Genomic DNA, 26028 nt, shown 5'->3' with positions numbered 1-26028 from the left:
TGTTTCACACGATGAACAGACCGGTCTGATCTCTTGCTACGCTCGGCCCGGTACTCACCTCGCCCGTGCACTCAGGAGCCCCGCTTGTCGCAGCCAGAACCCCACCCACAGCCGGTCGCATCGCTGGCCCGCGCCCGCGTCACCCGGGGCACCACCGTCCTGCTCCCCGAGCTCAGCCTCGAGGTGTTGCCGGGTGAGCTTCTCACCGTTGTCGGCCCTTCGGGCGCGGGCAAGTCGACGCTGCTCGGTCTCCTCGCGGGCTTGATCCAGCCCACCGGCGGAAGTGTGCGTCGCCCGGAAGACAGCGGGGGCTCGGCGCGGCTCGTATTTCAGGAGCCCCGGCTGCTGCCCTGGCGCACCGCCGAGGAAAACGTGCGTCTGGGACTCGAGTTTCGCGCAAATGGCGGCAGCGGGATCGGGCACGCGCACGACGCCGATGAGCGGGTCCACCGACTGCTCCAGGAACTCGGTATCGCCGAGCTCGCAAACCGGATGCCCGAGGAACTCTCGGGCGGGCAGGCACAGCGCGTGGCGATCGCCCGCGCGGTGGCGGCCGCTCCGACCCTCCTCTTGCTCGACGAGCCGTTCTCGGCACTCGACCCGGTGACCCGCGCCGACACACAGCAGTGGCTACGTGCAGTACACCGCCAGCTCGGCCTCAGCACGGTGCTCGTCACCCATGACCTGTCGGAAGCGGTGCGACTCGGCGACCGCATTGCGGTACTCAAGCGCGGCGGTGCGCTCGAGGTGTTCGAGGCGGCGGGTACCGACCCAGTCACGCTCGAATCCGAATTACTGCGCAGCTTCACCCAGCTCGACGAGGGTGACGAGGTGGCACCGGTCAGGTCGCCCCGAGCACGCAGCCGGCGTGAATTCATCTCGGTCGCCGCTGCCGGGGCCCTGATCGCCCTCCCCCTCGCGGCAAGCGCGCTCGTCAGGCCCGCCGCGAACGCGCAGCAGAGTCCGCCCGGCGCGGCAGAAGCGGCAGAGATCGAGCGCGCGGAATTGCGCATCGGCTACTTGCCCATCACCGATGCGGCACCGCTGCTCATCGCGCACGACTCTGGCGCGTTTTCCGAGCGCGGCATCGACACCCCCACCCCCACCCTCTTCCGCAGTTGGGCCACACTCGTCGAAGCCCTGCAGGGCGGCAGCATCGATGTGGCGCACCTGCTGATGCCTCTGGCGATGCAGCTACGCTATGACGCCGAGGTACCGATCAAGGTTTTGGCATGGAACCATGTGAACGGTTCGGCGCTCGCGGTGCGGCATGAGATCGACGATGTAGCCGGACTTGCGGGTACCTCTGTTGCGGTGCCGGGTTGGTTCTCGATCCACAATGTGGTGTTGCAGCAGATGTTGCGCGCCACGGGTCTCACCGCCGTGATCAATACGCCGCCGAGCGCCGAGGCTGGCACCGTGCAGCTCGTCGTGCTCGCACCCGCAGACATGCCGACCGCTCTTGGTAACGGCGCGATCTCGGGGTACATCGTTGCTGAGCCGTTTTGCGCAGTGGCCGAGGCGCAGGGTATTGGCAAGATCCTTCGCTTCACCGGTGACGTGTGGAAGGAGCACGCCTGCTGCGTGACGGTGGTGCGCGAAGACCTGGTGAGCGAGCGGCCTGAGCTGGCTCAGCGGGTCGCCGACGCGGTCGTCGCGGCGCAGCGCCTGATTCTCGAGGATCGCGCGGCCGCAGCTGATCGACTCAGTGCCGGCGGGTACCTCCCGCAGCCCCCGCAGGCGATCGCCAAGGTGCTCATCGAGCACAGCGAGACGCAGGATGCCTACGCCGCCTCGGGTGCCGTCGAACACCTCGAGTGGGAGCAACCGCGCATCGGTTTTCAGCCCTACGCATACCCGAGCTACACGGAACGACTGGTTGAGGAGCTTCGGCTCACCACCGTCGATGCCAACACTGAGTGGCTCGCAGGGCTCAACCCAGCCACCGTGCACGACGACCTCGTGAGCACCGTCATCAACCAGCGCGCGGTCGAAGCGGCCGGCGGGCTCTCGGCATTCGGCGCCACCTCGACTCGGAAAGAACTGGTGCAACCGTGAGCGTGCTCACCTCCCCCTCCCCCATTTCGGCCCCCGCAGCGCCCCAGCCCGCGGTTCCCCGCAGCGCCCCGATCGCACGCGTTGGGGTGCGCCTACTCGTCATCCTTGCGGCGGTGGTGGTGTGGTGGGTGATCACCGAGGTCGCATTTGCGGCCAACCCGGTTGTCTCAAAGATGGGGCCCGGATCCACTGTGTTCGGGCTAGCGAGGCTGCTCGCAGAACCAGCGTTCCTAGATGCTATTGCCGTATCGCTGTACCGCCTGCTTGCGGGCTTGCTCATTGGCGTCGTGATCGGCGTTCCGCTGGGCGTGTTGTTCGGCTCCCGGGCGCTGGTTGAAGAGGCGACGGATCCACTCGTGCAGCTGCTCCGCATGACCTCCCCATTAGCGTGGGCACCCCTCGCGCTCGTGCTGCTCGGAACCGGATCCGCGGCGGTCATCGCGTTGATCGCCCTGGCGGCGGTCTGGCCGATCGTGCTCGGAGTCGCCGCGGGCGTGCGCGCCCTCGACCCCGGGTTCGCCCGCGTCGCCCGGTCGCTGGGTGCCACGCGCTGGGAGTCGATTCGCACCACCGCGATCCCCGCGCTCGCGGCGCCCGTCACGGGGGCGGTGCGGGTAGCACTTGGCATCTCCTGGGTCGTGCTCGTGCCCGCCGAAATGCTCGGCGTGACCAATGGCCTCGGGTACGCCGTGCTGAACGCCCGCGACAACGTCGACTACGCGGCCCTCGCCGCGACCATGCTCGCCATCGGCCTCCTCGGCTTCCTGCTCGACCGTATCTTCCGTGGGATCCACCGCATTGTGCGATCGCGCACCGGGAAGCAGGGCGTGTGATGCCGGGCCCGACAGGCGCAAATGCCGCAAACGAACTCGGGATCGACGCGCTCATCCGCGAGGCCGCCGGGCTCGCCGCCTCAACCGCGGCCGAGGCCGACCGCACGGGCGCACCCGCCATGACCGGGCTGCAGCGCTTCGGCGCGCTCGGCGCGCTGCGTCTCGACATGAATGCGGAACCTTTCGCGCTCGGAACCTCTGCCAGGCTGCTGGAGGCCGTCGCGGCTGAATGCCTGAGCTCCGCATTCTCGCTCTGGGCGCACCGCATGGTGGTCGAGTACCTCAGGGCCGCGGGCGGTTTCGACGATCTGCTCGAGGAGCTGCTTTCCGGCGAACGTGCCGGGTCGATCGCCATGGCCACCGCAATGCAGGAGCTCGCAGGCATGGGATCCATCCCCACGCTTGCCGCACCCGAAGGTGACGGATACCGGGTCACCGGGCGCATCGCGTGGGCCTCGAACATCGCCCCCGGCACCGTAATCGTCTTCCCCGCCCGGGTGGTCGCGCCCCGTGCGGCAGGCTCAACACCCAGCGGTGCCGAGCGGGGTGGTTACGCTCCCGAAGAGGATTCGGGAGCGCGCGTGATCCTCTGCGCCATCGTGGGAGACGCGGGGCTCAAGACGGCACCGGTGAGCGACCTTCTCGCGCTCGGGGCAACCCGGTCGTCCATGCTCGAATTCGATAATCTCCGGGTGGATCCGAGCCGCGTCGTGGCAACCTCCCTCGATGCGTGTCGCACTCGGCGCAGCACGCACCTGACGCTCCAGTCCGCCTTCTGTCTGGGGATCGCGGGCCGCTGTTTGACCGAGGCCGCGGGTTTCCTCGCCGGTCCCGGCGGAATCCTCGCGGCTCATCACGCGCGGTTGGTCGCGCAGCACGCTCAGCTGACCGAGACGCTGCACACGGTTGCCGCCGACCTGCAGCTGGCGACCCCGCAAGCGATCACGCTGCTCCGATACGAAAGCGCGAGGCTCGCGCACGCCGCGGCACGGCACGAGTCCACGCTCGTCGGTGGCCGCGGTTACGTCACGACGAGCGCCACGAACCGACGCTTGCGCGAGGCCAGCTTCCTGCCCGTGCAGTCGCCGAGCGAGATCCAATTGCTCCAGGAGCTCGAACAGCTCGGGGTTTTTCCCGCCGAGACCTACTCGATCTGAGTCCGAGCCTGATGAGGCTCACCACGCGATGCCGTAGTGTTCGAGACACCGGGTCAATTTAGGCTCGACCTCGGGAGGACTGGCCCACACAATTTCGGCCCGTCCCCACACACAACAAGTTGCAGGTGCACGCATGACGCTGACCATAGGAATATTCGGCCATTCATCGCTGGAGAACGAATACCGGCTTCCCATTCATCCCGGGCATTTTCAGCGGATCGAGCCGCACGTCGCCTCCTCACTCTTTCTCGAGGCCGGATACGGCGACAAATTCGACGTCAGCGACGACGACCTCGCCCCACACGTGGGCGGCATCCTCAGCCGCGCTGAACTGATCGAGCGCTGCGACGTGATTCTGGCACCCAAGATGCAACCCGCCGATCTGGCAGGGCTGCGCGACGGCCAGACCGTGTGGGGCTGGCCGCACTGCGTCCAGGACGCTGAAATCGCACAGCTCGCGATCGACAAGAAGCTCACCCTCATCGCGTTTGAGGCGATGAACCATTGGAACAGCGACGGCAGCTTTGGTCTCCACGTGTTCCACAAGAACAACGAACTCGCAGGCTACGCCTCGGTGATCCACAGCCTCCAGCTCAGGGGATCCACGGGCGACTACGGGAGGCGACTCACTGCGGCCGTCATCGGGTTCGGCGCCACTGCCCGCGGTGCGGTGACCGCGCTGAACGCCCACGGGATCCACGATGTGCGCGTGCTCACCATGCGCAACATCTCAGCGGTCGCTTCGCCGATCCCCTCGGCCCAAATGGTGCAGATCGATCATGAGGAAGACAGCGGCGACAGCTACGTCACCATTGAAGACGAAGGTCGGGTGCGCCTCGCCCCGTATCTGGCCGAGAGCGACATCGTCGTGAACTGCACGCTGCAGGATCCCGAGAACCCGATCGTCTGCCTCACCACCGACGAGCTCGACGCGTTTCGGCCCGGGTCGCTGATCGTCGACGTGTCGTGCGACGCAGGTATGGGCTTTAGCTGGGCCAAGCCCACGACCTTCGATGAGCCGATGTTCGAGGTCGGCAATCGGGTGCACTATTACGCGGTGGATCACACCCCATCGTTGCTCTGGAACTCCGCCACCTGGGAGATCAGCGACGCGCTGCTGTCGTACCTCGAACCCATCATTGCGGGGCCCGATGCCTGGAATAACAACGAGACCCTCCGGAAAGCCATCGAGATTCAAGACGGTATCGTGCGAAACCCGGCGGTTCTCGCCTTCCAGAATCGCGAAGCCGAGTACCCCTACCCGCGGCGCTGATCGGCCGCTGACCCGGCTGCACCCCAGGGCTCATCAGGATCCGAGCGTCACCAGGGGCTGGGCTGGTAGTCCTTCAGGAAATGACCGTACAGATCTTCGCCTGACTCCCCGCGCACGATCGGGTCGTAGACGCGAGCCGCGCCATCCACCAGATCGAGCGGGGCGTGAAATCCCTCTTCGGCGAGACGCAGCTTGGTGAAGTGGGGCCGTTCGTCCGTGATCCACCCGGTATCGACCGCCGACATGAGGATCCCGTCGGTCTCGAACATCTCGCCGGCGCTGGTACGCGTGAGCATGTTCAGCGCGGCCTTCGCCATGTTGGTGTGCGGGTGCCCCGGGCCCTTGTAGCGGCGGGCAAACTGCCCCTCCATCGCTGACACGTTGACGATATAGGTGCGCCCGGCGGGCGAGGCGGCCAGCGATGCTCGCAGGCGGCTGATCAGCAGAAACGGCGCGGTCGTGTTACACAGTTGCACCTCGAGCATTTCAAGTGGATCGACATCCTCCACGTTCTGCACCCAGCTATTCACGTGATTCACGTCGGGCACGAGACCTCCTGCGTCGATCGCGGTGCCGTCGGCATGCTTTGCGAGGGAAGAGGACCCGGCCGTCATCGCCATCTCAGCGAGGTTGTCGGCGGTCAGGTTCGGCGCGGATCCCGCGGCGACGGTGACCGCGAGGGCCGCAACGGAAAGAAGCGGATGGGCCTCCACGGAGGCTTGCAGCGCTTGCGGGTGCTGGTCGGCTGTGTGCCCGAACGTCTCGATCTCGGGCAACGGACCGTCGGGGAGTGGCTGCAGCTCGGCATCTGCGAGCAGCGAATAGGAGCCGGGAGACCTGCGCACAGTCTGGGCTGCATTGTTGATGAGAATGTCGAGCGGGCCCTGCGTCGCGACCGAGTCGGCGAGCGCGATCACCTGCGACGGGTCTCGCAAGTCGATTCCGACGATGCGCAGACGGTGCAGCCACTCGGTCGAGTCGGGAAGCGAGGCGAACCGCCTGGCGGCATCGCGGGGAAAGCGGGTGGTGATCGTGGTGTGGGCGCCGTCGCGCAGCAGACGCAGCGCGATGTGCATGCCGATCTTCGCGCGGCCGCCGGTGAGCAGGGCGCGCTTGCCGGTCAAGTCTGTGCGCGCGTTGCGTTTTTCGTGGCTGAACCGCGCACACTCTGGGCAGAGCTGATGGTAAAACGCGTCAACCAGGGTGTATGGCTGCTTGCAGATGTAGCAATTGCGGGGCTTAATGAGTTCGCCGGCGATCGGCGCATCGCTCGAAGTCGATAACTCGATGCCGCGCGTCTCGTCGTCGATGCGGTCGGCCGCTCCGGTCGCGGTCGCGGCAACGACCGCCTTGTCTGCGGCAGCGACAGCATCGCGAATCTCGCGCCGCCGCACCCGCTTCACCTCTTTGAACATCGAGGCCGTTGCCCGGCGCACAGCCTGAAAATCAGGGTGATCCTCGGGCAGCCCGTGAATCGAGGCGAGCACGCGCAGGGTGGTGTCGAGCTCTGCGGGATCGATCCCGCCGCTGGGCTCTGCGAGATTAGAGCTGCCTGCGGGCGAGATCGAAGCCTGGGTCATTGTGCCAATTCTACGGTAGCGTGAAGCATGGTCACCCGGATCCACTCAATTGGCACCGCGACCCCGAAGTATCGGCTGTCGCAGGCAGCGACGCGCGATTTCTTCATCGGACAGCCAGGGGTGGATCGGCTCACTTCCCGCCTCATCGGTGCGGCCTTTGACCACTCCGCGATCGAAGGCCGCTACACCGTCATCGGCGAGCTCACGGGGGGAGCCGGGCCCTTCGTCGACGATTCGGGCGCGCTGCGCGTGCCCACGACCGGGGAGCGCAACGCCGTCTATCGCAGCGAGGCGCCCGCGCTATTCGCCGCGGCCGCCCGTGACGCGCTCGATCGGGCAGGGGTGAGCGTTACCGAGGTGACGCACGTCGTCACCGCGTCTTGCACGGGGTTTTTCGCGCCGGGCCCCGAGTTCAAGCTGGTGCAAGATCTCGGCATCCCGCCGACTGCGCAGCGCGTCCACATTGGGTTCATGGGCTGCGCCGCGGCATTCCCTGCCTTGCGCACCGCAGCACATATTTGCGCCGCGCAGCCAGATGCAGTGGTACTGGTAGCGTGCGGCGAGATCTGTTCACTGCACATTCGCGCATCGAGCGACCCTGAACAGATCGTCGCATCGGCGGTGTTCGCCGACGGCGCCGCCGCCGCCATCGTCTCGGCAACGCCGGCACGCAGCGACTCCCCAGTGATCGAGATGGGTGCGTTTGGCACCGCGATCACCTCCGGCGGCGAGTCCGATATGGATTGGACGATCGGCGACCAAGGCTTCGAAATGAGACTCACCTCTGAGGTGCCCCGCATCATCGGGCGAGAGATCGCAGGCGTGGTGCGATCCATGCTCGGCGAAAACGCGAACCCTACAGACTCCGTCGATGCTTGGGCGGTGCACCCGGGAGGCCGCAGCGTACTCGATCGCGTGCAGGCAGGTCTCGGGCTACCTGACTCTGCGCTCGACGATTCCCGCGCGGTGCTCCGCAACTATGGCAACATGTCGAGCGCGACGGTGCTGTTCATTCTGCAGCGGATGCTGGCCGCCGGATCCCTCAACGACGGCGCACAGATCGCCGGCCTCGCGTTTGGCCCCGGCCTCACCGTCGAGACTGCGAGGTTCACGCTCCGTGCCCCGCACACACTCTCCGCCGCCTCCACTCGGGCACCCCCCCAGGGTGCGGAGGCACAATGAGAGTGCTCGGCCGATGACGCTTGCGGAGCGCGATGCGCAGCTCACCGAACTCATGGACGATCCCAACTGCGACCCGGTGCTCCTCCGCCGCACCTTGCAGCGCTTTCGCATCGTGAATCGGCTCGTCGCCGGGTGGGATGCCGTGTATCGCACCCACCTGCGCCCGGCGCTGGCGCTCTCCTCCGGGGTCTCTCCCGCGCCAGCGCGCATCCTCGACATCGGGTGCGGTGCCGGAGATGTCTTGCGACGGCTGGTGCACCTCGCACGCCGCGACGGATTCGACGTCAATGGGGTGGGAATCGACCCCGACGATCGGGCCCTTGCAGTCGCCCGCAGCGGGAAGAACCCGGGCGGCGTTAGCTTCCGCAACTCGCTCAGTCGCGAACTGGTCACCGAGGGTTCGCAGTATGACTTGGTCGTCTCGAACCATCTCCTGCACCACCTCAGCGAAACGCAGCTTGACGACCTGCTCGCTGATTCCAGCTCCCTTTCGCGCGGTGTAAGCGTGCACTCAGACATCGCGCGCGGGAGACTCGCATACGCCGCCTATGCGGTCGGGGTAACCCCTCTCGCCCCGGGTTCCTTCCTCCGCGTCGATGGCTTACGCAGCATCCGACGCAGCTACACTCGCGACGAGCTCGCGAGGCGGCTACCCACCGGGTGGATCGCGCAGCAGCCCTCGATGTTCCGGCTCCTCGCGGTGCGCGAGACGACCGAAAGGTTCGCAACACGGTCGGAAGCTGATTCGATTCGCAGCGGCGCACTCCCCCCTGTCAGACCGGCGTCTTCGTGAGCGCTGCAAACGATTTCGATGTGATCGTGGTTGGCGCGGGTCCGACCGGAATGCTTCTCGCCGCCGAATTGCAGCGCTGCGGAATCAGCGTGGCCCTCCTCGAACGCCGGGACGTTTCCTGCCCAGGCACTCGGGCGATTGGCGTGCACGCGCCCGTCCTCGCCGCGCTCGAGGCCTCGGGTGCGACTGAGCGGATCCTCGCGGAAGCCAGTCGGGTTACCCGCGGTATCGCGCGCTCCGGCAAGCGCGAACTTGGCGAGGTGAGGTTCGACCGACTCCGCGCCAGATTTCCCTTCGTGGCAACGGTGCCGCAGTCCGTCACGGAATCTGCGGTGGCTGTTGGTGCGCCCCCCGTGACGCGCTCGGCCGAGGTCGTCGCTGTCGCGGAGACGTCAGATCGCGTGACGGTGTCGGCAGCGATAGGCGGCACAGGCACTCGGGAGCTGACGGCGCGGTCGGTCGTGATCGCTGCGGGCGCTTCCGGCCGAAGCCTGGTGAGCGACCTCATGCGGGTCTCCAAGACCGAATACCCCGACCGCTACCTCATGGCTGACGTCGCCGGCGCCGCAGCCCTGCCTTCAGACACCGCGGTGATCCACCTCGATCAACATGGCGTGCTTGAGTCGTTTCCCCTGCCGCAGGGCGGCCGCCGGCTCGTGGCATGGGATGGTCACGAGAGATCAGAAGTAGGCGCCGACGAGCGCCTACGCCGAGCCGTGGCCGTGCGCACCGGCGACGAGGCGATTGCCAGCCTCATCGCCGGCGCCACGTCATTCGGCATTCGGCGCGTCCTCCTGCGGCGCATGCGAGTCGGCAGAATTCTCGCGATCGGCGACACCGCGCACGAGGTGAGCCCGATCGGCGGGCAGGGCATGAATCTCGGGCTACTCGACGCGGCGACCCTCGCCCCGGTTCTCGCCCGGTGCCTTACAGGTGAGGCATCCACCCGCGAGCTCGACCTCTGGGAGCGCACCCGTCTCGCATCCGCCCGCACCGCGGCACGCCTGGCACACCTCAACACTTCGCTCGGACGATCACGGTCGGCTCGGGCGCACCGGACTGCCACCGGCATACTCAGCGCGGTACTGGGCAGCCCCCTCGAGCGAACCGCCGCGCGCGCATACGCGATGGGATTCGATCGCGACGCTGCGGCTACCCCGCGAGCCCACCGGTAACGATGAGCTGCGCCACCAGAAGCAGCGCGGCGAGCATCACCAGACGAAACCCCAGACGCGTCGCCCTGCCGCGTAGAGACACTCCGAGCGCCGCGACCGCGACCACCGCGACCGCCGCGAAGCCTATCCAGGGCAAGACGACCAGGCGGGGTGACGGAACCTCCCCCGGCTGCGACCCAGGGCCCCCGATCGCGGCCGAGCCGGTGACCGACATCGCAACGATGCCTGCGCCCACTACCAGCGCCGCGGGCGCAACCACCGCCGAGGCGACGCGCCCCATACGGTGCGGCAACCCGCGCACCCCGGTGGCCCGATCATCGTCAAGATCGGGCAGCACGTTCGAAAAGTGGATCGCGATGCCAAACGCCGCCCCGACGGCCGTGGCCCAGAGAGGTGGGAGCATTGGATCGGGCAGGCTCAACGGTGCGAGAGCAGGCACCGCCCCGAACCCCACAACGAAACACAGCGCCGACCACGGGGTGGCCTTGAGTCCAAGATTGTAGGCCCACGCTGCTGCGAGAAACACGAAGTGCGCAAGCGCCACCTGCCAGGTGAGCAACGCGGCAAGCACTAGCGCAAGCACCAGGGTGCCAGCCGCGACGGCCCACGCCAGGCTCACCGGCGCATCTTCTTGTGCCAGGGGTTTGTCGCTCCGCCCGACGGCCCGATCTCTGGACGCGTCGATCGCGTCGTTCGACAAGCCAATAGACACTTGACCGAAGAAGACCGAGGCGATGAGGAGCAGAAGCCGAGCAGGATCCAATCCCACCGATAGGCCCATACCCAGCACAATCGCCGTCACCACAAGCGTCGGGCCCGGATGAGTCGATTTCCACAGCAGAGCAACGGTGCGCATGCATCTGATGTTAGGGGACGGGAGCAACGCGTCCCAACCTGGTTCCGACGCAGTTCGGCCCCGTCCGGGAGTAGGGGGTAAGGGCTCCCGACCGGGGCCGAACTTGTGAACCAGCGCACTTCGTGCGCGCACCCCAGAAGTGGGATGTATGTATAGAGAGTCCCGTCCTCCGCCTGACATTACGCGCGCGAAGAAAGTTTATTCCGACGCGGGCCACAGTTACGGGATCGCACCCAGCTCGGAAAGGCGAAGCTGCAGCGGCACCCCGCCAGTAGTGGATCCCGACACGAATTCAAACGTCACCACAACGTCATCGAGCTGCTGCTGCTTTTCCGGGAGGAACGCGAGTGGAGACAACGAATGCTGGTGTGGCCCGATGACCCCGTGGGCGACTTCTACCCCGTCAATCACGGCCCGTACTTGCCAGTCTGTCGGACCGGTGACAGTGATCGAGTATTTACTGAGCGGCGTGGCGCCCACCACGGTAGATCGCTCCGGCGCCCACCCCGGCGCAGTGAGCGGGAAGCTCAGTGGGGGATCCGGATCCACTTCTGCAACGACGGGAGCAGCAGGGGCAACAGGAAGATCGGGCACCCCATCCAGAGGCGGTGACACGGCTTCCGAAGGCATAGTTGCGAAGATGTCAGATTCTTTCGGCATGCTGGCGCTCTCGGCTACGCCGTCTCGCTCATCAGGTGCCGGAGGCTGATCCGATGCGTTTCTACTGCTGGGTTCAACAGGCGTTGAATCGCGCGGAACCGGCGCAAACCTCAGCTGCTCGATTGCCACCGGCGACGAAACAACGGTGGTGGGCGCGGCCTGCACGAGTCCACCTACAAGCACAACGGCGGTCGCGGCAGCAGTTCCGGCGAGCAACGCCCACCTCGCATATCCTGCAGAAGCGAGAGTTTGAGCGGGGAACGAGTGTGCTTGGGACGAGGCTGGAGTTTCAACCGGGTCACCCCGGTCGTTGCCAACAGCCGCAGCCCCGAGAAGCCCGACGAGCAGGATTGGTCCGAGTGCCAGCCCCACGTAACTCGCTTCGCTAGCGATTCGTGCGCACTCGTCGCAGGTCGACAGGTGCGCGTCAATGCGCAGTGTGTCAGCCTTGGTCGTGCGATCGCGCACGTAGGCACCCATGCGACCGAGTACCCACGCGCACTCCTCCTGCGCGCTGATGCACTCGATCTGCCCCTCGATCCAGGCCTGTCGGAGGCCTTCGCGTGCACGGAAGGCAAGTTGCGAAGCGCCGTTCGAGGTAAGGCCGAGAATTTCGGCAACCTCGGCAGCGGAAAGCCCTTCGACCTCGGAGTACCACAGCGCCTCTTGCCAGCGCGAGGGAAGCGCTCGAAAGGCTTCAAAAATCACCGCGTGCTCGGCGTGCTGCTCGAACGGGTCATCGCCGAGAAACCCCTCTAGCGCATCGATAGGCACGCTCTGCGTCATCGGTGCGTGCCGCCTGAGTGACCTCACGCCGATGTTTCGCGCAATCGTGTAGAGGTAGGCGCGCACCCCGATCGTCGGGCCGCCCCCGCGCTGAATGGCCTGGTGCATGGCCAGAAACGCCTCCTGAGCCAGGTCTTCGGCGTCAGCCCTGCCCACAATTCTGGCGGCCATGCGCACGGTGGCGTCATGATGACGGAGCCACAGCGTCGAAAGCGCTGCCTGCTCGCCGCAGCGCAGCGCGTGCACGAGTTCCACGTCGCTCCGCTCGTGCGGGTCGATTCCATCTACCATTTCGCCCTCCCACCGTGACTGAGATTGTCGCCGCAGGCTGGGCAGCCGCGGCACGATGTTTTCATCTCATTGGGTCGCCTCAACAGGATCAACGGCGTGAGCCATAATTGGGCCTCGAATCGGTACCGTTCCGATCTCATACGCCCGGGAGGCAGGGGTTTCCTCCATGTCTCACACTCAGCGCCCATAGACTTGCCACATGCAGGGAAATCGGGGGATGTCCGCGGGTCTCGCGTCCGGCGATGGCCCCTCCATCGTCGATCAGGATTGGGTGACTGAGCAACCCGTCAACACCAGCGGCAGCCTGCATCACCTGCCCGAAGATGAGGAGTTGCGCCTGCGCGAATGCGCGATCGAGCCGATTCACCTCATCGACAGGGTGCAGTCACACGGTTCGCTCCTGGGCGTGGATCAGGGCATTGTCACCCTCGCGAGTGCCGACCTGGCGCACTGGCTCGGCTCAGCCTTGGAAGACACCCACCCCGGATTATGGGCAATTAGCCAAGGCCATCAGGGAGGGGCCTGCACGCTGCAGGTCGACCTCAACGACGTGCCACACGACGTGCTTGTGCACCGGGCGACCGATCCACTGCTCATTGAGCTTGAGTCATCTGTCGAGTCAGGGGCATTCTCGATCTCCGCGGTGATGGAAGCGATCCACCGCATCAGCGGGCTCACGGACCCCACGCTGTTGTTGCAATCTGCCGCACGCGAAATCAAAGCCCTCACTGGATTCGATCGCGTGCTCGGTTACCGCTTCTTCCGTGACGGCCACGGACAGGTGCTGGCAGACGAGCACGAACCCGAGATGGAACCCTACCTCGGCCTACATTTCCCAGCTTCGGACGTTCCCGCGCAGGCACGAGCGCTCTATGTGCAAAAGCTGTCGCGAACCATCGCAGATACGAGCGATCAGGGAGTCCCGCTTCGCCGTATCTTTGGAAGCACCCAACCCGTCGATCTTGGGGCGTCGGAACTGCGGATGGCCTCCGAACACCACCTCCACTTCATGCGGAATATGGGCCAGGTTGCGACCCTCTCCTTGAGTCTCGTCAGCGACGGTGAGCTCATCGGAATGTTTACTTGCGCACATCGCAGCCCCAGACGGGTTCCACTGCAGATTCGACAATTGCTTGAGGTTTTGGCTCGGCTTGTCGGCGAGAAGCTCGCCTCCAGCCGGAAAATCAGCCGACTGCAGCGCCAGCTCGAAGCAAAGCGACGGCGAACAGAGTTCGTGGCACCCTTCTATGGTTCGAAGAACCTGCGCAGCCTATTTGAAGAGGCTCGGCTCGCAATTCGAGACCTCATTCCTTGCGAGGCGGCGTGTATTCGTCACGGGGAAGAACTGCACGTTGTCGGCCCGGTTCCCCCTGCCGATCAGATACTTCAGTTCCTCTCGCAGCTTGGCGATGAGACTCTGGTGACGGATTCCCTTGCACGCGATCGTCCAGACTTGGTGCAGTTTCTTCCCGGGATTGCCGGAGTGATCGTCATTCCGCTCCTCGAACCGGGTGATTGCATGCTGCTATTCCGTGGCGACTTTGCACGTGAGGTGCACTGGCTGGGCGACCAGACCGGTGCCAACAGGGAGTCCGCCCTGTCCCCGAGGAAATCCTTCTCCCTGTGGCGCGAGAGCGTCACCGGACGGTCGCTGCCGTGGGGTTCCGAAGCAGAAGAAGCTTTCGCGCTGGGAGAGGAGATGAAAGCCGCGCTCACTGCACGCGAAACTGCAGAGCTGGCCGAGCTGGCACTCGTCGACGCGCTGACCGGGCTGCCTAATCGTCGGTTTCTCGACGAGCACACCGATCGTTTTTTTGACTCCCACCGTGACCACGCTGCCGCGATATTCCTCGACATTGACGATTTCAAAGAGATCAACGACACCCACGGACATGATGCGGGCGACGTGGTACTCATCGAACTCTCAAGACGCCTTGAACGTGCATCGCGAGACGACGACATCGCGGTCAGGCTGTCGGGTGACGAGTTCGTCGTGCTGTGCCATCATGTGGATCAGCAAGCCGCCAACTCGATATCGTCACGTCTGGTGCAGGCCCTGGCAGAACCAATCGTTGTGAACGGGTCGCCCCTGCGTATCGCAGTCTCTGCGGGAGTCGCTATGGCAGCATCATTCGATCGTTTCGAAGACGTACTTCGCGCCGCCGACGGTGCGATGTACCAGGCGAAACGCGAGAGAAAGCAGTTCTGACTGGGTGAGGCCGCTACGCTCGCCACATGAACACTCACGTCTCGACAGTCACCACCTCACTCCCGCAGCATTCCCGCACCTCGAGTGATCGCGTTGCCGTCATTACGGGCGCCGGCGCCAGAGACGGTATTGGCTTCGCATCCGCTCAGCGCCTCATCAGAGCGGGGTACCGCGTCGTCATCGGAGCGACAAGTGAGCGGATCCACGACCGAGCAGCCGAGCTCAACGCGCTGGCGCACGACCTCCTCGGCATTCCCGAAACCGCGCACGCGGTGCCGGTGATCGCCGACCTGACCGAGGAGACGGGAGCTGAACGAATCGTGGGTGCAGCGCTTGAGGCGTTTGGCAGAATCGATGTGTTGGTAAATAACGCGGGAATGACCTCGGTCTCGGACCCCCAATCACCCGGCAGTATTGCCGAGCTCGATCGCGCTGCTTGGGAGCGTTCCCTCACGCGAAATCTCACCACTGCCTACCTCGTCACCCGGCAGGCGCTCCCCCACCTCACCGCCGCCGAGCACGGACGCATCATCACGGTCTCTTCCGTTTCCGGCCCGCTCCTCGCCTATCGCGGCGACGTCGGTTATCACGCGGCCAAGGCGGGCTTGGTCGGACTCACCCGATCACTCGCCATCGATCTGGCTGCGTCGGGCACCACCTCGAACGCGGTCGCGCCGGGATGGATCCGCACCGGTTCCGCCACCGAACACGAGAATCGGATGGGTGACGCCACCCCGATGGGTCGGTCAGGCACTCCCGACGAGGTCGCAGCGGTCATCGAGTTCCTCGCTTCGCCGGGTGCCTCCTACGTCACCGGTCAGGTCTTCGTGGTGGACGGGGGTAACGCGATTCAGGACGAGAAGGGCCTCGGCTAGCTCACGAACGTCTCCATTTTTGCGCGTCCTGCCGCAGCTTCTAGCCCAACTCGTCGATCCAGGCCTCTCGCACTCGGCGTCGCCACAGAAAGGCGTTCGGGCAACTGAATAGACTCGGGCTCATGTTTCAAAGTCCACGCGCCCTGTTCCGCACCTTCGCTTTCGCGGAGGTCGTCTCGTGGACATTGCTAATCGCCGGGCTTATCACCCGAGCGCTCACCGACTGGGCACCCGCTGTCGCGATCGGCGGCGGCATCCACGGCTTCATCTTTCTCTGCTACGGCGCCACGGCGATCCTCGTCGCAAAGAATCAACGCTGGGGGGTCGGTGTCACGCTCGTTGCACTCTTGAGCGCGATCATTCCGTACGCAACAATTCCGACCGAAATGTGGGTAAACAAGTCGGGTCGCCTCGTGGGGGCATGGAGAACAGTTCCAACATCAGACGCGCGAGACGCGCGCTGGCATGACCGCGCGTTCCGCTTTCTCATCACCCACCCGATCCTCACCGGCGTCGCCATGCTCGCGGCGGTCGTGCTGCTCTACGTGGTTCTCCTGATCCTGGGCCCGCCCGTCAAGCGCTAGCCGGCGGCGCGGTCGGCGCCTCCGCCGACCAGGCACGCTGCAGAGTCCGATTCTTCCCGGAGCGTTTCGCCTCGTACATCGCCGCGTCTGCCGCCGCGATGAGTTCACCCGCCGTCGGCACGGCTTCAGCGTTTGGGTGATAGATCACGCTCCCCAGGCTGGCAGAGAGGGGAAAAGCGCCCGCCTCACCGGCGAGGGGCTCCCTCACACGCTCAAGTGCTCGCTCGGCAAGACAGGCGACGCCAGACTCATTCTCGTGTGCGATTGCGATCACGAACTCGTCCCCGCCCAGTCTGGCCACGATCTCGCCCGCCCGACACGCCTCACGCAGACGCCCGGCGACACTGACAAGCACGTCGTCACCAACCCGATGACCGAGCTGATCATTGATGGCTTTGAATCCGTCAAGGTCGAGAAACAGCACCGCGACCGACGAGGCAGTACGCCGCGATTCTGTGAGCATCTGGCCGACCCGTTCCTCGAACAACTGTCGATTCGGCAGTCCGGTAAGCACATCGTGCAACGAGCGATGGCGCACGCGATCCTGCAGTTGCAGGTGCTCAATTACTCGCTCGGCCTGACCGGCGAGCGCCTGGAGGGTATCGAGCACATCAGCTTCCAGACTACGGCTGCGACGAAACCACGAGTGGATCGCGCCAAGAACCACGGTCTCGCCATCTCCGGCGCGAACAATCGGAGTGACGACCAGCGACTCCACCCCCGCGGCCCGAAGAGCCTCGGCGGCCTCGGGCATCGTCAAACGAATATCCACTGCGTTTCGACACACAACCATCTCAGCAGGAATGGGAGCACTGCCGAAGAGCTCGATCCCGCCAGGCCGGCTTCCCCAAGTGTGCTCCGCAAGGACTGAGCCGGGCTGCTGGGTATCTATGATCCTGACCGTGGTCCAGGCAGCTTGTGTGGCCCGCCCCGACGAGTCCGTGAGGGTAAGGCCGAGGTCATCAAGACCTTTCGCCACCGCTAGCCGACTCGTGGCCTCCTGCAGCAGCCTCAGCTGCGAGCTGGCGAGATCGGCGGCACGCCTCGCCTCCACGAGCTGGCGTTCGAACGCGATTCTGGTTGCCGCGTCGAAGAGTGCAACATACACCCGACGCTCTCCGGTCGGTTGCTCGATGAGGTTCGCATTGAGAATCACCGAGGCCGGTTGACCATTGCGGCCCCTGACTTCAATGACGACCTCACGTACGTATCCGCTCCGCATGAGCTCGGGCATGAGGCGCGACTCGTAGAGCAGCCTCCCGGCGGGGGTGAGCCAGTCGATCAGGTTTCGACCGACAAGACCCGCTGTTCCGCGCGTACCGCTCAAACCCAGCCATTGCGGCAAGACTGGGTTGTGCGCGAGTATCTCGCCGTTGAGACTCGTTGCGCAAAGGGCAACCGGTGCGTTTTCGAGCAGTCCATCGCCGCTCACAGCGCGGCCCGGATATACGTCTCGATCAGCCCCGGCTCAGTCAGATGTACAAAGTGGCCAGATGCATCCAGTTCAATCAAGCTGCAGTTGGGAATGCGGTCGCGAAGGTACGCCCCAATATTAGGCGGACAAATGATGTCGCCCTGAGACTGCAACACCACACACGGAACCGGAATCTCTCCCAAGCGGTGACGATTATCGCTGAGGAAGGTGACGCGCGCGAAGTGGGTCGCGACGCGCGGCGCTGTCGCCGCAAACTGCGAACGCACCCGCTCGGTAATCTCGGGTCGATCGGGACGGGCGGTGACGGCTGGAGCCAGTGAGCTCGCCCAAGCCAGCTGATTTGCATCGATCGCGTCAAGCAGCCCCGTCACGTCTGCCTTGCTGAATCCACCACGGTAGTCATCGTCGTCGAGGTACCGCGGAGATGCAGAGATCATCAGCAGGGTGCTGAACAGCTCCGGCCTCCGAATTGCGGCGAGGGCGCCGATCATGCCACTCACTGAGTGGCCTACAAACAGCACGTTCGAAACGCCGACCGCGTCGAGCACCTCGATGAGGTCTTCCGCGTAACCATGCAAAGAGTCGTACCGCTGTTCGTCATACGCGGCAAGCATGGATCTTCCTGATCCCACGTAGTCGAACAGCACGACCTGGTGCTCCTCCGCGAGCCGCTCGGCAATGCCCTCCCACACCGATTGATCGGTGCCATAGCCGTGGCCAAACACCACGACGGGGCCGTGCCCCGGCCCGAGAACCGTGACCGCATTCCGCGCCATCACTTCGCCCGCTGGTATTCCTGCGTGCCTCGCTGCGTCCCCCACGCTCATGCCCACAGTCTGCCATGCTTCCCGCTTGTGGTGGTTCAACGTCACCACGCTCCTCGGCCAGGTTTAGGCGTGCGCAAAGCCTGTGCAGGTAGCATGGGCCCACACGCCGAAACCTGTCGGCGGGCGTTCACGCGCCTGCACGCCGGGGGCGACAGTGAGGACCGACGACTGAGATGCACGAGAAGGGGGCGAACACCATGGGCATTCTTGACAGCGTTGAACGTGGTCTCGAGCGTGCCGTGAACGGCGCCTTCGCTCGCACATTTCGTTCCGGAGTGCAGCCCGTAGAGATCGCCTCCGGCCTCAAGCGCGAGCTTGAGATTGGTTCGGTGATTGTGGATCGCGATCGCGTCCTCGCCCCTAACCGCTTCGTCGTACGCTTGTCCTCCCCTGACGCAACACGCCTCAAGAGCCTGGGAGGCACCCTCGAGCGTGAACTGATCGGGGTAGTGAACAAGCATGCGAAGCGGCAGGGTTATCAGCTTCTGGGTGAGGCCGATGTCGAGCTCCGCGTCGACAATTCCCTTACCACGGGCGTGCTACAGATTGATGCGGCACAGGTCGAGGGTCGGGTGGCTTGGACGCCGATGATAGAGGTCGACGGCGTCCAGCACGAATTGCACCGCGGCACGACCGTTGTGGGTCGTGGAAGTGACGCGGGCATCCGCATTACCGACACGGCAGCATCCCGGCAGCACCTGCAGTTGATTTGGGATGGCACCTCAGGCATCGCTCGCGACCTAGGCTCCACCAACGGTTCGAAAATCAACGGCCAGCGATTTCGCGAAGCGGCGCTGAACCCCGATACGGTCATCACCATCGGCCAGACGACACTGCGCTTTCTCCTCGTCCCGGTCCGTTCCGCACAGCAGCAGGCCAGCCCACCTCGCCCGGCGGAGCGCAACGGCTCCGGCGAACGCTCGGCTCAAGCCGGTATTGAGCAGGATTTTTGGAGGGGAATGTGAGCGAACTGACCCTCCTGATACTGCGCATTGGTTTCTTACTGCTGCTGTGGCTGTTCATTTTCGCAATCGTCTACGCCCTGCGGAGCGACCTCTTCGGAGCTCCCGTGCGAAAGCTGCCGAGCGACGGAGCAGCACGCCAACCCAATGGGCATCAGGCTACCCCGACGCCCGCACCGATTCCGACGGGCAACACGCAACCAGCCACACCGCCGCTTGTTTCTGCGAGTGGCGGTGCATTCCCCCCAGCAAATGCCAAATCACGGGCCGCGACCCTCGTCATCACCTCCGGTGTCGCCGCTGGCACCGCGATCCCGCTCGACGACGAGATGATCACCATCGGGCGCAGCGCCGATTCAACCTTCGTGATTGTTGACGAGTACACCTCGACCTATCACGCGCGACTCGCACGCAACGGCGATCAGTGGCTGTTGACCGACCTTGATTCGACGAACGGCACGAAACTCGATGGCACCCGCGTAACGGGAACAGTAACTGTGCCGGTGTTCACGCCGATCACCATCGGTACCACAACGTTCGAGTTGAGGCCATAAGAGTGACCGTCGGGTACGCGAGCGCCATTGGTTCCCATGTGGGGATGGTGCGATCCAATAACCAGGATTCGGCATTTGCTGGCGACCGGTTGTTTCTCGTGGCTGACGGCATGGGCGGGCACGCAGGGGGCGACGTGGCCTCCGCGCTCACGACCCGCGCCCTCGCGAAGCTGGATGCGAACACGGAGACGGGGCAGCTCGACCTCAATGGTGATCCCGTCGCCCCTACCGCTGCGCAGGCAAAAGCCTCTAGCGAGCACCTAGCCGACCAGTTGCTGCGGGCGAATCGCATGCTGCGCGCGACCGTCGGCGAACGTCCAGAGCTTTCGGGCATGGGCACCACCTTCACCGGTTTCATGACCGTCGGAGATCAGCTTTCATTGGCGCACATTGGCGACACTCGCCTCTATCTGCTGCGGGACGGCGAATTCAAGCAGGTCACTCGGGATCATACGTTCGTGCAGCACCTCGTCGACAGCGGGCAAATCACCGAAGATGAGGCGAAGACGCACCCCCGGCGCTCAGTGCTGATGCGCGTGCTTGGCGACGTTGATAGTTCGCCCAAGATCGACACAAGTGTGCTGCAGACCAGGCCCGATGATCTGTGGCTGCTCTGCTCCGATGGGTTGTGCGGATACGTTGAAGACGCCGATATCGAGAAGATTTTGCAGCGTCGCCCTTCGCTCCAGGGTGCGGTGGATCAGCTCATCGACAAGGCGCTGGCACACGGTGCCCCCGACAACGTAACCGTGGTGCTCGTCGAAACCTTGGCCGCCCCTCTCACCGCTGCCGAAATGCCTGGCCCGCGGTTCGCCGGATCCGCAACGACCGAGACGTCCGACGAGGAAGTCAGCACGAGTCGTACCCGGCTGCTGTCACGCCGACGCACTATTCGACGCGCCTCGCCGGCTGCCGAGAGCCACTTCGAACCCCGAATCGATGAGTACCTCGCAGAACTTATCGCCGAAACGAAACGACGTAACCGAAGACGGCGCGCGATCTGGGCCGTCGGACTGCTCGCGGTCGCCGCCGTTATCGTGGGGGCGCTGGCTCTCGGCTACCAGTGGACCCAGAGTCTGTACTACGTGGGCACCGATGGCGATACGGTGATCATTTACCGCGGTGTCCAGCAGGGAATCGGGACGCTCTCGCTCAGCTCGGAGGCGGAAGACACCGGGATCCCGCTGGATTCGCTGGGCGGACTCGAGCAACGCCAAGTGGAGCGCACCTTGAGTGCAAGCTCTCTCGCAGAGGCCCGTGAGATCGTGCTACGTCTGGGGGTGGATCCGTGAGCAAGTCAAAAGGCTACGACACCACACGCACGAGCGAGACGGTCTTGCAGCGCATTACCGCGCTTCGACAGCCACGACTGCTTCGGGGTCTCGAGCTCTCCTTAGTCTTATTCGCACTGGTGATTGGCATCGGCGCGGTCGTGATTATCGATCTCACCGTACTCGGCGAGCTCTCCACCATGTTGCTCCCCGCAGGTGTCGCCTTCGTGCTCTCCGTGTTGGCCTTGCACGTGGTGGTCCGGAGAGTGGCCCCCGACGCCGACCCCCTGATTGTGCCCCTCGCAACGCTCCTCAATACCATCGGTATTGCGCAGATTTACCGCATCGATCTCTCCAAAGACCTCATCGGGTGGGAAGCGGTCTCCGTCCGGCAACTGGTGTGGTCAACCGTCGCGATCGTGGTCGCGATCGCGGTCGTCGCCCTCGTCCGTAACCATCTGGTGCTGTTCCGGTATACGTACCTGACCGGACTCGCGGCGGTCGTGCTGTTGCTGCTGCCGATGCTTCCCGTGATCGGACGCGAGATCAACGGCGCCCGCGTGTGGATTTTCATTGGCTCCTTCTCGTTCCAGCCGGGTGAAATCGCGAAAATCCTCTTGGCAATCTTTTTTGCCGGATACCTCGTGCGCAATCGAGACGCGCTGTCGATGGTGGGCAAGAAGTTCGCCGGCATACGCTTTCCCCGAGGACGAGATTTGGGCCCTCTCGTCGCGTTCTGGCTCATTGCCATGTCGGTGCTCGTGTTCCAGCGCGACCTCGGCACCTCCCTGCTCTACTTCGGGCTGTTCCTCTCGATGCTGTACGTCGCCACTGGGCGCGTGGGATGGATCGTGCTCGGCGTCGGGCTCTTCCTCGCTGGCGGCATCCTCGCCAGCCAGGTCCTCGATTATGTAGGCAACCGCTTCGCAAACTGGCTTGACCCCTTCTCCGATCCACTCGGCGCAAGCTTCCAGCTGGTGCAGGGGCTATTTGGTATGGCAAACGGCGGGATGACCGGCACGGGCCTGGGGCAGGGTTATCCCGGTGATACCCCGCTCTCTCAGAGCGACTACATCATCCCAAGCCTCGGCGAGGAACTCGGACTTGTGGGGCTGTTTGTCATTCTCGGGGCCTACCTCGTGCTGGTCGGTCGTGCCCTGCGCATTGGATTCGCGGGGCAGGATGACTTCGGAAAGCTCCTCGCCGCCGGACTCGGCTTCGCCCTCGCGCTGCAGATCTTCATCGTGGTGGGAGGCGTGACGCGTGTCATACCGCTCACCGGTCTGACCGCGCCATTTCTTGCCGCCGGCGGCTCATCGCTGGTGTCTAACTGGATCATTATTGCGTTGTTGCTGCGCCTCTCGAACTCAGTGCGCAACCGACCGAAGCTGGTGATCCGTGCATGAATAAGCAGTTGAAGAACCTCACCCGCACCGTATTCGGCATGTTTATCGTGTTGTTCTTTGCAGTGACCATGATTCAGTTCGTCTCTGCCGACGAACTCCGAGCAAATGAACTCAACGGTCGCACCCTGAAGAACACCTACAAGATTGAGCGAGGCTCGATCCTGGTGGATGGCGATCCCATCGCATACTCGACGGCCACACAAGACGACTACCGATTCGTTCGGCAATACACGAACGGACCGTTGTTCGCTTCGGTCACTGGGTACTACTCGCGTACCCAGGGAACCACCGGACTTGAGCAGGCGATGAATCAGGAACTTTCTGGGCTCGGCAACGCCCAGTTCTTCACGCGGATCGTGCGAACCGTCACCGGGGTAAAGCCGCAGGGCAGCTCGATCGAGACGACTCTCGACCCGGTTGTGCAGCAAGCTGCGGCTGATGCAATGGCCGGATACGAGGGTGCCGTTGTGGCGATCGAACCCGCAACCGGTCGCGTGCTGGCGATGGTAACGACACCCAGTTTTGATCCGAACCTCCTTTCAACCAACAACGACGCCGAGATCATCACCAACTACCGCCAACTCGAGGCTGATCCGTCTCGGCCACTGCTCAATCGTGCGATCGGGGGCGATCTGTACCCCCCGGGATCCACCTATAAACTGCTCACCGCAGCCGCAGCGATAGAAAACGGCACCGCGACCCCCGACAGCACGTTCGCCAACCCAGCGACACTGTCGTTGCCGCAGTCGAGCGCCACCATGCAGAACGCATCCCGCACCACGTGCGGGTCAGGGGACTCCGTCAGTCTGATGCAGGCAATGATTCTCTCGTGCAACATTCCGTTCGCCGAACTCGCAATGAGCATGGACCGCGACGCAGTACCGAAGATGGCGCGAGAGTTTGGATTTGACCAGGAACTCTCGATCCCTCTCGTGGTCACACCGAGCACCTCTCCGGCGCCCCTCGACAACGCGCAGGTTGCGCTTGCCTCAATCGGCCAGCTCGACGTGCGCTCCACCCCGCTGCAGATGGCTATGGTGTCTGCAGGGATCGCCAACGACGGCGTGGTGATGAAGCCCTACCTGGTCGACCAGGTCATCACTCCGGATCTGCGCGTAGAAAAGCAGTTCGAGCCTGAGCAGCTCAGCACACCGATCTCGAAGGAGACCGCTGCGGCGCTCACTTCAATGATGGAACGCGTGGTGGGAGACACGGATGGCACCGGCCACGTAGCGGCGATCCCGGGCGTGCGTGTCGCTGGAAAGACTGGCACCGCCGAGAACGGTGTTGATGCGAACGGTGCGGATCGCCCCTTCACCCTCTGGTACACCGGTTTCGCTCCGGTCGAGAACCCAGAGGTGGCAATTGCCGTGGTAATCGCAGATGGCGGCGGGGCCGCCCAGAGTTTCTTGGGGAGTTCTTATGATCTGCCCACTACAGTCGGAAAACAAGTGATGGAAGCGGTGTTAGGCCAATGAGACCAGTGGCAGGGGTAACGTTCGGCGGGCGCTACGAGCTGAGCTCGAGAATCGCCATCGGCGGAATGGGCGAGGTGTGGAAGGCGACCGACAGCATCATCGGGCGTACCGTCGCCATCAAGATCCTCAAGGACGAATATATGGGGGACCCCGGGTTCCTCGAGCGATTCCGCGCAGAGGCGCGTCACGCTGCGCTTGTCAACCATGAGGGCATCGCGAACGTTTTTGATTACGGTGAGGAGCAGGGCTCCGCATACATCGTGATGGAACTGGTGCCGGGCGAGCCGCTATCGACAATCATCGAGCGCGAGGGCCGCCTGCCGGCGGATCGCGTGCTCGGCATCGTCGCGCAGACCGCGACGGCGCTGCAGGCTGCGCACGATGCTGGCCTCGTGCACCGCGACATCAAGCCGGGTAACCTGCTGATCACGCCCGAAGGACGCGTCAAGATCACCGACTTCGGCATCGCAAGGATCGCCGACCAGGTGCCACTGACCGCCACTGGGCAGGTGATGGGCACCGTGCAGTACCTGGCACCCGAGCAGGCAAGCGGCCACACAGCGACCCCGTCGACCGACCTGTATTCGCTCGGCATCGTGGCGTACGAGTGCCTCGCGGGCAAGCGCCCCTTCACTGGCGAATCTCAAGTGGCAATTGCGATGGCACAGATCAACGATGCGCCGCCTGCACTACCTGCAGATGTTCCGGCTCCGGTGCAGCGCCTGGTCATGGCCTGCCTGGCAAAGGATCCTGATGAGCGCCCGCAGACCGCGGCGAAGCTCGCACAGGCTGCCACCGCACTCCATCGCGGCAACCTAGCACTTGCCGCCAGCTATGTACCCGCCGTGGCGGGGGCGGACGCCGCCGCAACAGTCGTGATGTCTCAGACTGGGTTCTCTGACGCGGCCACGACCGCGCTTCCCCAGACCACCATGCTGGCCGGAGGGGCTTCGATCACGCCGACTCTCGACGAAAACGAAGACGATGGCAGTCTCGAGAAGAAGAAGCGCAGCCCCTGGACCTGGCCGCTGATCACGCTGCTCATCTTGTTAGTACTGATCGGTGCGGGTACGGCGGTCGCACTCTGGTCTGCGAGCAATTCGGGCAACGACGAGCCTCCTACGACGCAGACCTCGACGCCCACCACCACCAAGACGCCAACAACGACTGCCGCAGAGACCGCCGCTGTCGAGGCCTCGGCCGTCGTCGGCACCAATGTGGAAGAAGCTATTGGTTACCTTCGCGGTCTGGGCTTTACCAACGTCAGCTCACAACCCGGCAGCCCGGGGCCGGACGATCAGGTCAACCTCGTGACCGACGTGAACCCCACCGGTGCCCGCGTGAAGCTCGACCAGCCGATCACACTGACCTACACGGTGCCGTTTGGCGATCCCGCAAAGCCGGCGGCTCCGCGCACGAGCAGCCCGACCGTCGAATCCGGTGGCACCGCAACCGTCAGCTGGGACGTGCCCGCATGCCCCACCGGCCTTACCATCCAGGCCTACAACGTAACCGTGACTGGTGATGGTACAGCACCGGGCTCCGTTCCAACCCCGAGCGTGACCGTGACGGCAAACAAGATTTCACCACCTCAGCCCGACGGGCAAATGAGCGTGAGCTACACGGTGACTTGTGGAAACGGCTCGTCGGTCACCCGCACTTCGCCGGCGTCAGACCCCGTGACCATGGTAGTCGCCGCGCCGACCCCCGGCCCCGAACCGGCCCCAAATCCCGCTGACTAACCTTGATCCGCTGCTCCCTTGTGGGCACTTCCACGACCCAC

21 protein-coding genes are annotated in these 26028 nt (G+C 64.4%); 16 read left to right on the top strand and 5 right to left on the bottom strand.

The genetic code is table 11. The features are described 5' to 3' along the window. Positions 1 to 84 precede the first annotated feature (84 nt). The 4 genes from ACTNFJ_RS11515 (at position 85) to ACTNFJ_RS11500 (ending at position 5321) form a co-directional block, all read left to right on the top strand. Positions 85 to 2058 (top strand): ABC transporter substrate-binding protein, encoded by a 1974-nt coding sequence (locus ACTNFJ_RS11515; RefSeq protein ID WP_435906411.1) that lies wholly within the window; start codon positions 85 to 87, stop codon positions 2056 to 2058. Then, positions 2055 to 2891, top strand: a complete 837-nt coding sequence (locus ACTNFJ_RS11510) for an ABC transporter permease (protein ID WP_435906410.1) — start codon at positions 2055 to 2057, stop codon at positions 2889 to 2891. The genes ACTNFJ_RS11515 and ACTNFJ_RS11510 overlap by 4 nt, the downstream gene beginning before the upstream one ends. Further along, positions 2891 to 4048, top strand: a complete 1158-nt coding sequence (locus ACTNFJ_RS11505) for an acyl-CoA dehydrogenase family protein (protein ID WP_435906409.1) — start codon at positions 2891 to 2893, stop codon at positions 4046 to 4048. The genes ACTNFJ_RS11510 and ACTNFJ_RS11505 overlap by 1 nt, the downstream gene beginning before the upstream one ends. 133 nt (positions 4049 to 4181) lie before the next feature. Further along, the gene (locus tag ACTNFJ_RS11500) at positions 4182 to 5321 is read left to right on the top strand and encodes a N(5)-(carboxyethyl)ornithine synthase (protein ID WP_435906408.1); all 1140 of its coding nucleotides are present in this window, start codon (positions 4182 to 4184) and stop codon (positions 5319 to 5321) included. 47 nt (positions 5322 to 5368) lie between these two features. Here the strand turns inward: ACTNFJ_RS11500 and ACTNFJ_RS11495 are convergent, their stop codons facing one another. Then, a complete protein-coding gene (locus ACTNFJ_RS11495) occupies positions 5369 to 6901 on the bottom strand; it encodes an SDR family NAD(P)-dependent oxidoreductase (protein WP_435906407.1) in 1533 nt (510 codons plus the stop codon). 27 nt (positions 6902 to 6928) lie between these two features. Here ACTNFJ_RS11495 and ACTNFJ_RS11490 point away from each other — a divergent pair, with 27 nt between their 5' ends. The 3 genes from ACTNFJ_RS11490 to ACTNFJ_RS11480 are packed head-to-tail and all read left to right on the top strand — an operon-like array spanning position 6929 to position 10051. Further along, positions 6929 to 8083: a type III polyketide synthase gene (locus ACTNFJ_RS11490; RefSeq protein ID WP_435906406.1), complete on the top strand. Its 1155-nt coding sequence runs from the start codon at positions 6929 to 6931 to the stop codon at positions 8081 to 8083. Positions 8084 to 8096: 13 nt separating this feature from the next. Beyond that, on the top strand, positions 8097 to 8876 hold the full coding sequence (locus tag ACTNFJ_RS11485) for a methyltransferase domain-containing protein (RefSeq protein ID WP_435906405.1): 780 nt from the start codon (positions 8097 to 8099) through the stop codon (positions 8874 to 8876). Then, positions 8873 to 10051, top strand: a complete 1179-nt coding sequence (locus tag ACTNFJ_RS11480; protein ID WP_435906404.1) for an FAD-dependent oxidoreductase — start codon at positions 8873 to 8875, stop codon at positions 10049 to 10051. Before ACTNFJ_RS11485 ends, ACTNFJ_RS11480 begins: the two co-directional genes overlap by 4 nt. Here the strand turns inward: ACTNFJ_RS11480 and ACTNFJ_RS11475 are convergent. Continuing rightward, complete coding sequence (locus ACTNFJ_RS11475; protein ID WP_435906403.1) at positions 10029 to 10907, bottom strand: UbiA family prenyltransferase; 879 nt, start codon at positions 10905 to 10907, stop codon at positions 10029 to 10031. The two genes, ACTNFJ_RS11480 and ACTNFJ_RS11475, sit on opposite strands and share 23 nt — an antisense overlap. 219 nt (positions 10908 to 11126) lie before the next feature. Next, entirely contained in the window at positions 11127 to 12644 is a 1518-nt protein-coding gene (locus ACTNFJ_RS11470) for a sigma-70 family RNA polymerase sigma factor (RefSeq protein ID WP_435906402.1), read from the bottom strand. Between the two features lie 199 nt (positions 12645 to 12843). Here ACTNFJ_RS11470 and ACTNFJ_RS11465 point away from each other — a divergent pair, with 199 nt between their 5' ends. The 3 genes from ACTNFJ_RS11465 to ACTNFJ_RS11455 all read left to right on the top strand — a co-directional run bounded on the left by ACTNFJ_RS11465 (position 12844) and on the right by ACTNFJ_RS11455 (position 16312). Continuing rightward, entirely contained in the window at positions 12844 to 14853 is a 2010-nt protein-coding gene (locus ACTNFJ_RS11465) for a sensor domain-containing diguanylate cyclase (RefSeq protein WP_435906401.1), read from the top strand. Between the two features lie 26 nt (positions 14854 to 14879). Further along, positions 14880 to 15728: an SDR family NAD(P)-dependent oxidoreductase gene (locus ACTNFJ_RS11460; protein WP_435906400.1), complete on the top strand. Its 849-nt coding sequence runs from the start codon at positions 14880 to 14882 to the stop codon at positions 15726 to 15728. Between the two features lie 122 nt (positions 15729 to 15850). After that, on the top strand, positions 15851 to 16312 hold the full coding sequence (locus ACTNFJ_RS11455; RefSeq protein WP_435906399.1) for a DUF3817 domain-containing protein: 462 nt from the start codon (positions 15851 to 15853) through the stop codon (positions 16310 to 16312). On the opposite strand, the gene ACTNFJ_RS11450 is transcribed toward ACTNFJ_RS11455, so the two are convergent. Together ACTNFJ_RS11450 and ACTNFJ_RS11445 are read right to left on the bottom strand one after the other, a co-directional pair. Continuing rightward, positions 16302 to 17744, bottom strand: coding sequence for a diguanylate cyclase domain-containing protein (locus tag ACTNFJ_RS11450; protein WP_435906398.1), 1443 nt, complete (start codon positions 17742 to 17744; stop codon positions 16302 to 16304). The genes ACTNFJ_RS11455 and ACTNFJ_RS11450 overlap by 11 nt on opposite strands. Next, positions 17741 to 18574 carry an alpha/beta fold hydrolase gene (locus ACTNFJ_RS11445; protein WP_435906397.1) on the bottom strand — a complete coding sequence of 278 codons (834 nt, stop codon included), beginning with the start codon at positions 18572 to 18574 and terminating at the stop codon, positions 17741 to 17743. The genes ACTNFJ_RS11450 and ACTNFJ_RS11445 overlap by 4 nt, the downstream gene beginning before the upstream one ends. A gap of 197 nt (positions 18575 to 18771) precedes the next feature. On the opposite strand from ACTNFJ_RS11445, the gene ACTNFJ_RS11440 reads away from it, so the two are divergent. Genes ACTNFJ_RS11440 through ACTNFJ_RS11415 form a run of 6 tightly spaced genes read left to right on the top strand, consistent with a single transcriptional unit; the run spans position 18772 to position 25987 of the window. Continuing rightward, positions 18772 to 19539 (top strand): FHA domain-containing protein, encoded by a 768-nt coding sequence (locus tag ACTNFJ_RS11440; RefSeq protein ID WP_435906490.1) that lies wholly within the window; start codon positions 18772 to 18774, stop codon positions 19537 to 19539. Next, positions 19536 to 20090: an FHA domain-containing protein FhaB/FipA gene (locus ACTNFJ_RS11435; RefSeq protein WP_435906396.1), complete on the top strand. Its 555-nt coding sequence runs from the start codon at positions 19536 to 19538 to the stop codon at positions 20088 to 20090. Before ACTNFJ_RS11440 ends, ACTNFJ_RS11435 begins: the two co-directional genes overlap by 4 nt. 2 nt (positions 20091 to 20092) lie before the next feature. Beyond that, a complete protein-coding gene (locus ACTNFJ_RS11430) occupies positions 20093 to 21382 on the top strand; it encodes a PP2C family protein-serine/threonine phosphatase (protein WP_435906395.1) in 1290 nt (429 codons plus the stop codon). Continuing rightward, complete coding sequence (locus ACTNFJ_RS11425) at positions 21379 to 22767, top strand: FtsW/RodA/SpoVE family cell cycle protein (protein ID WP_435906394.1); 1389 nt, start codon at positions 21379 to 21381, stop codon at positions 22765 to 22767. The genes ACTNFJ_RS11430 and ACTNFJ_RS11425 overlap by 4 nt, the downstream gene beginning before the upstream one ends. Beyond that, the gene (locus ACTNFJ_RS11420; protein ID WP_435906393.1) at positions 22764 to 24245 is read left to right on the top strand and encodes a peptidoglycan D,D-transpeptidase FtsI family protein; all 1482 of its coding nucleotides are present in this window, start codon (positions 22764 to 22766) and stop codon (positions 24243 to 24245) included. The genes ACTNFJ_RS11425 and ACTNFJ_RS11420 overlap by 4 nt, the downstream gene beginning before the upstream one ends. Continuing rightward, positions 24242 to 25987 (top strand): serine/threonine-protein kinase, encoded by a 1746-nt coding sequence (locus tag ACTNFJ_RS11415; RefSeq protein ID WP_435906392.1) that lies wholly within the window; start codon positions 24242 to 24244, stop codon positions 25985 to 25987. Before ACTNFJ_RS11420 ends, ACTNFJ_RS11415 begins: the two co-directional genes overlap by 4 nt. The last annotated feature ends 41 nt before the right edge of the window (positions 25988 to 26028 follow it).

Source organism: Leucobacter shiyiweii (assembly GCF_052446065.1).
In the GTDB taxonomy this organism is placed as follows: Bacteria; Actinomycetota; Actinomycetes; order Actinomycetales; family Microbacteriaceae; genus Leucobacter.
This window is presented reverse-complemented; position numbering and strand designations above follow the sequence as displayed.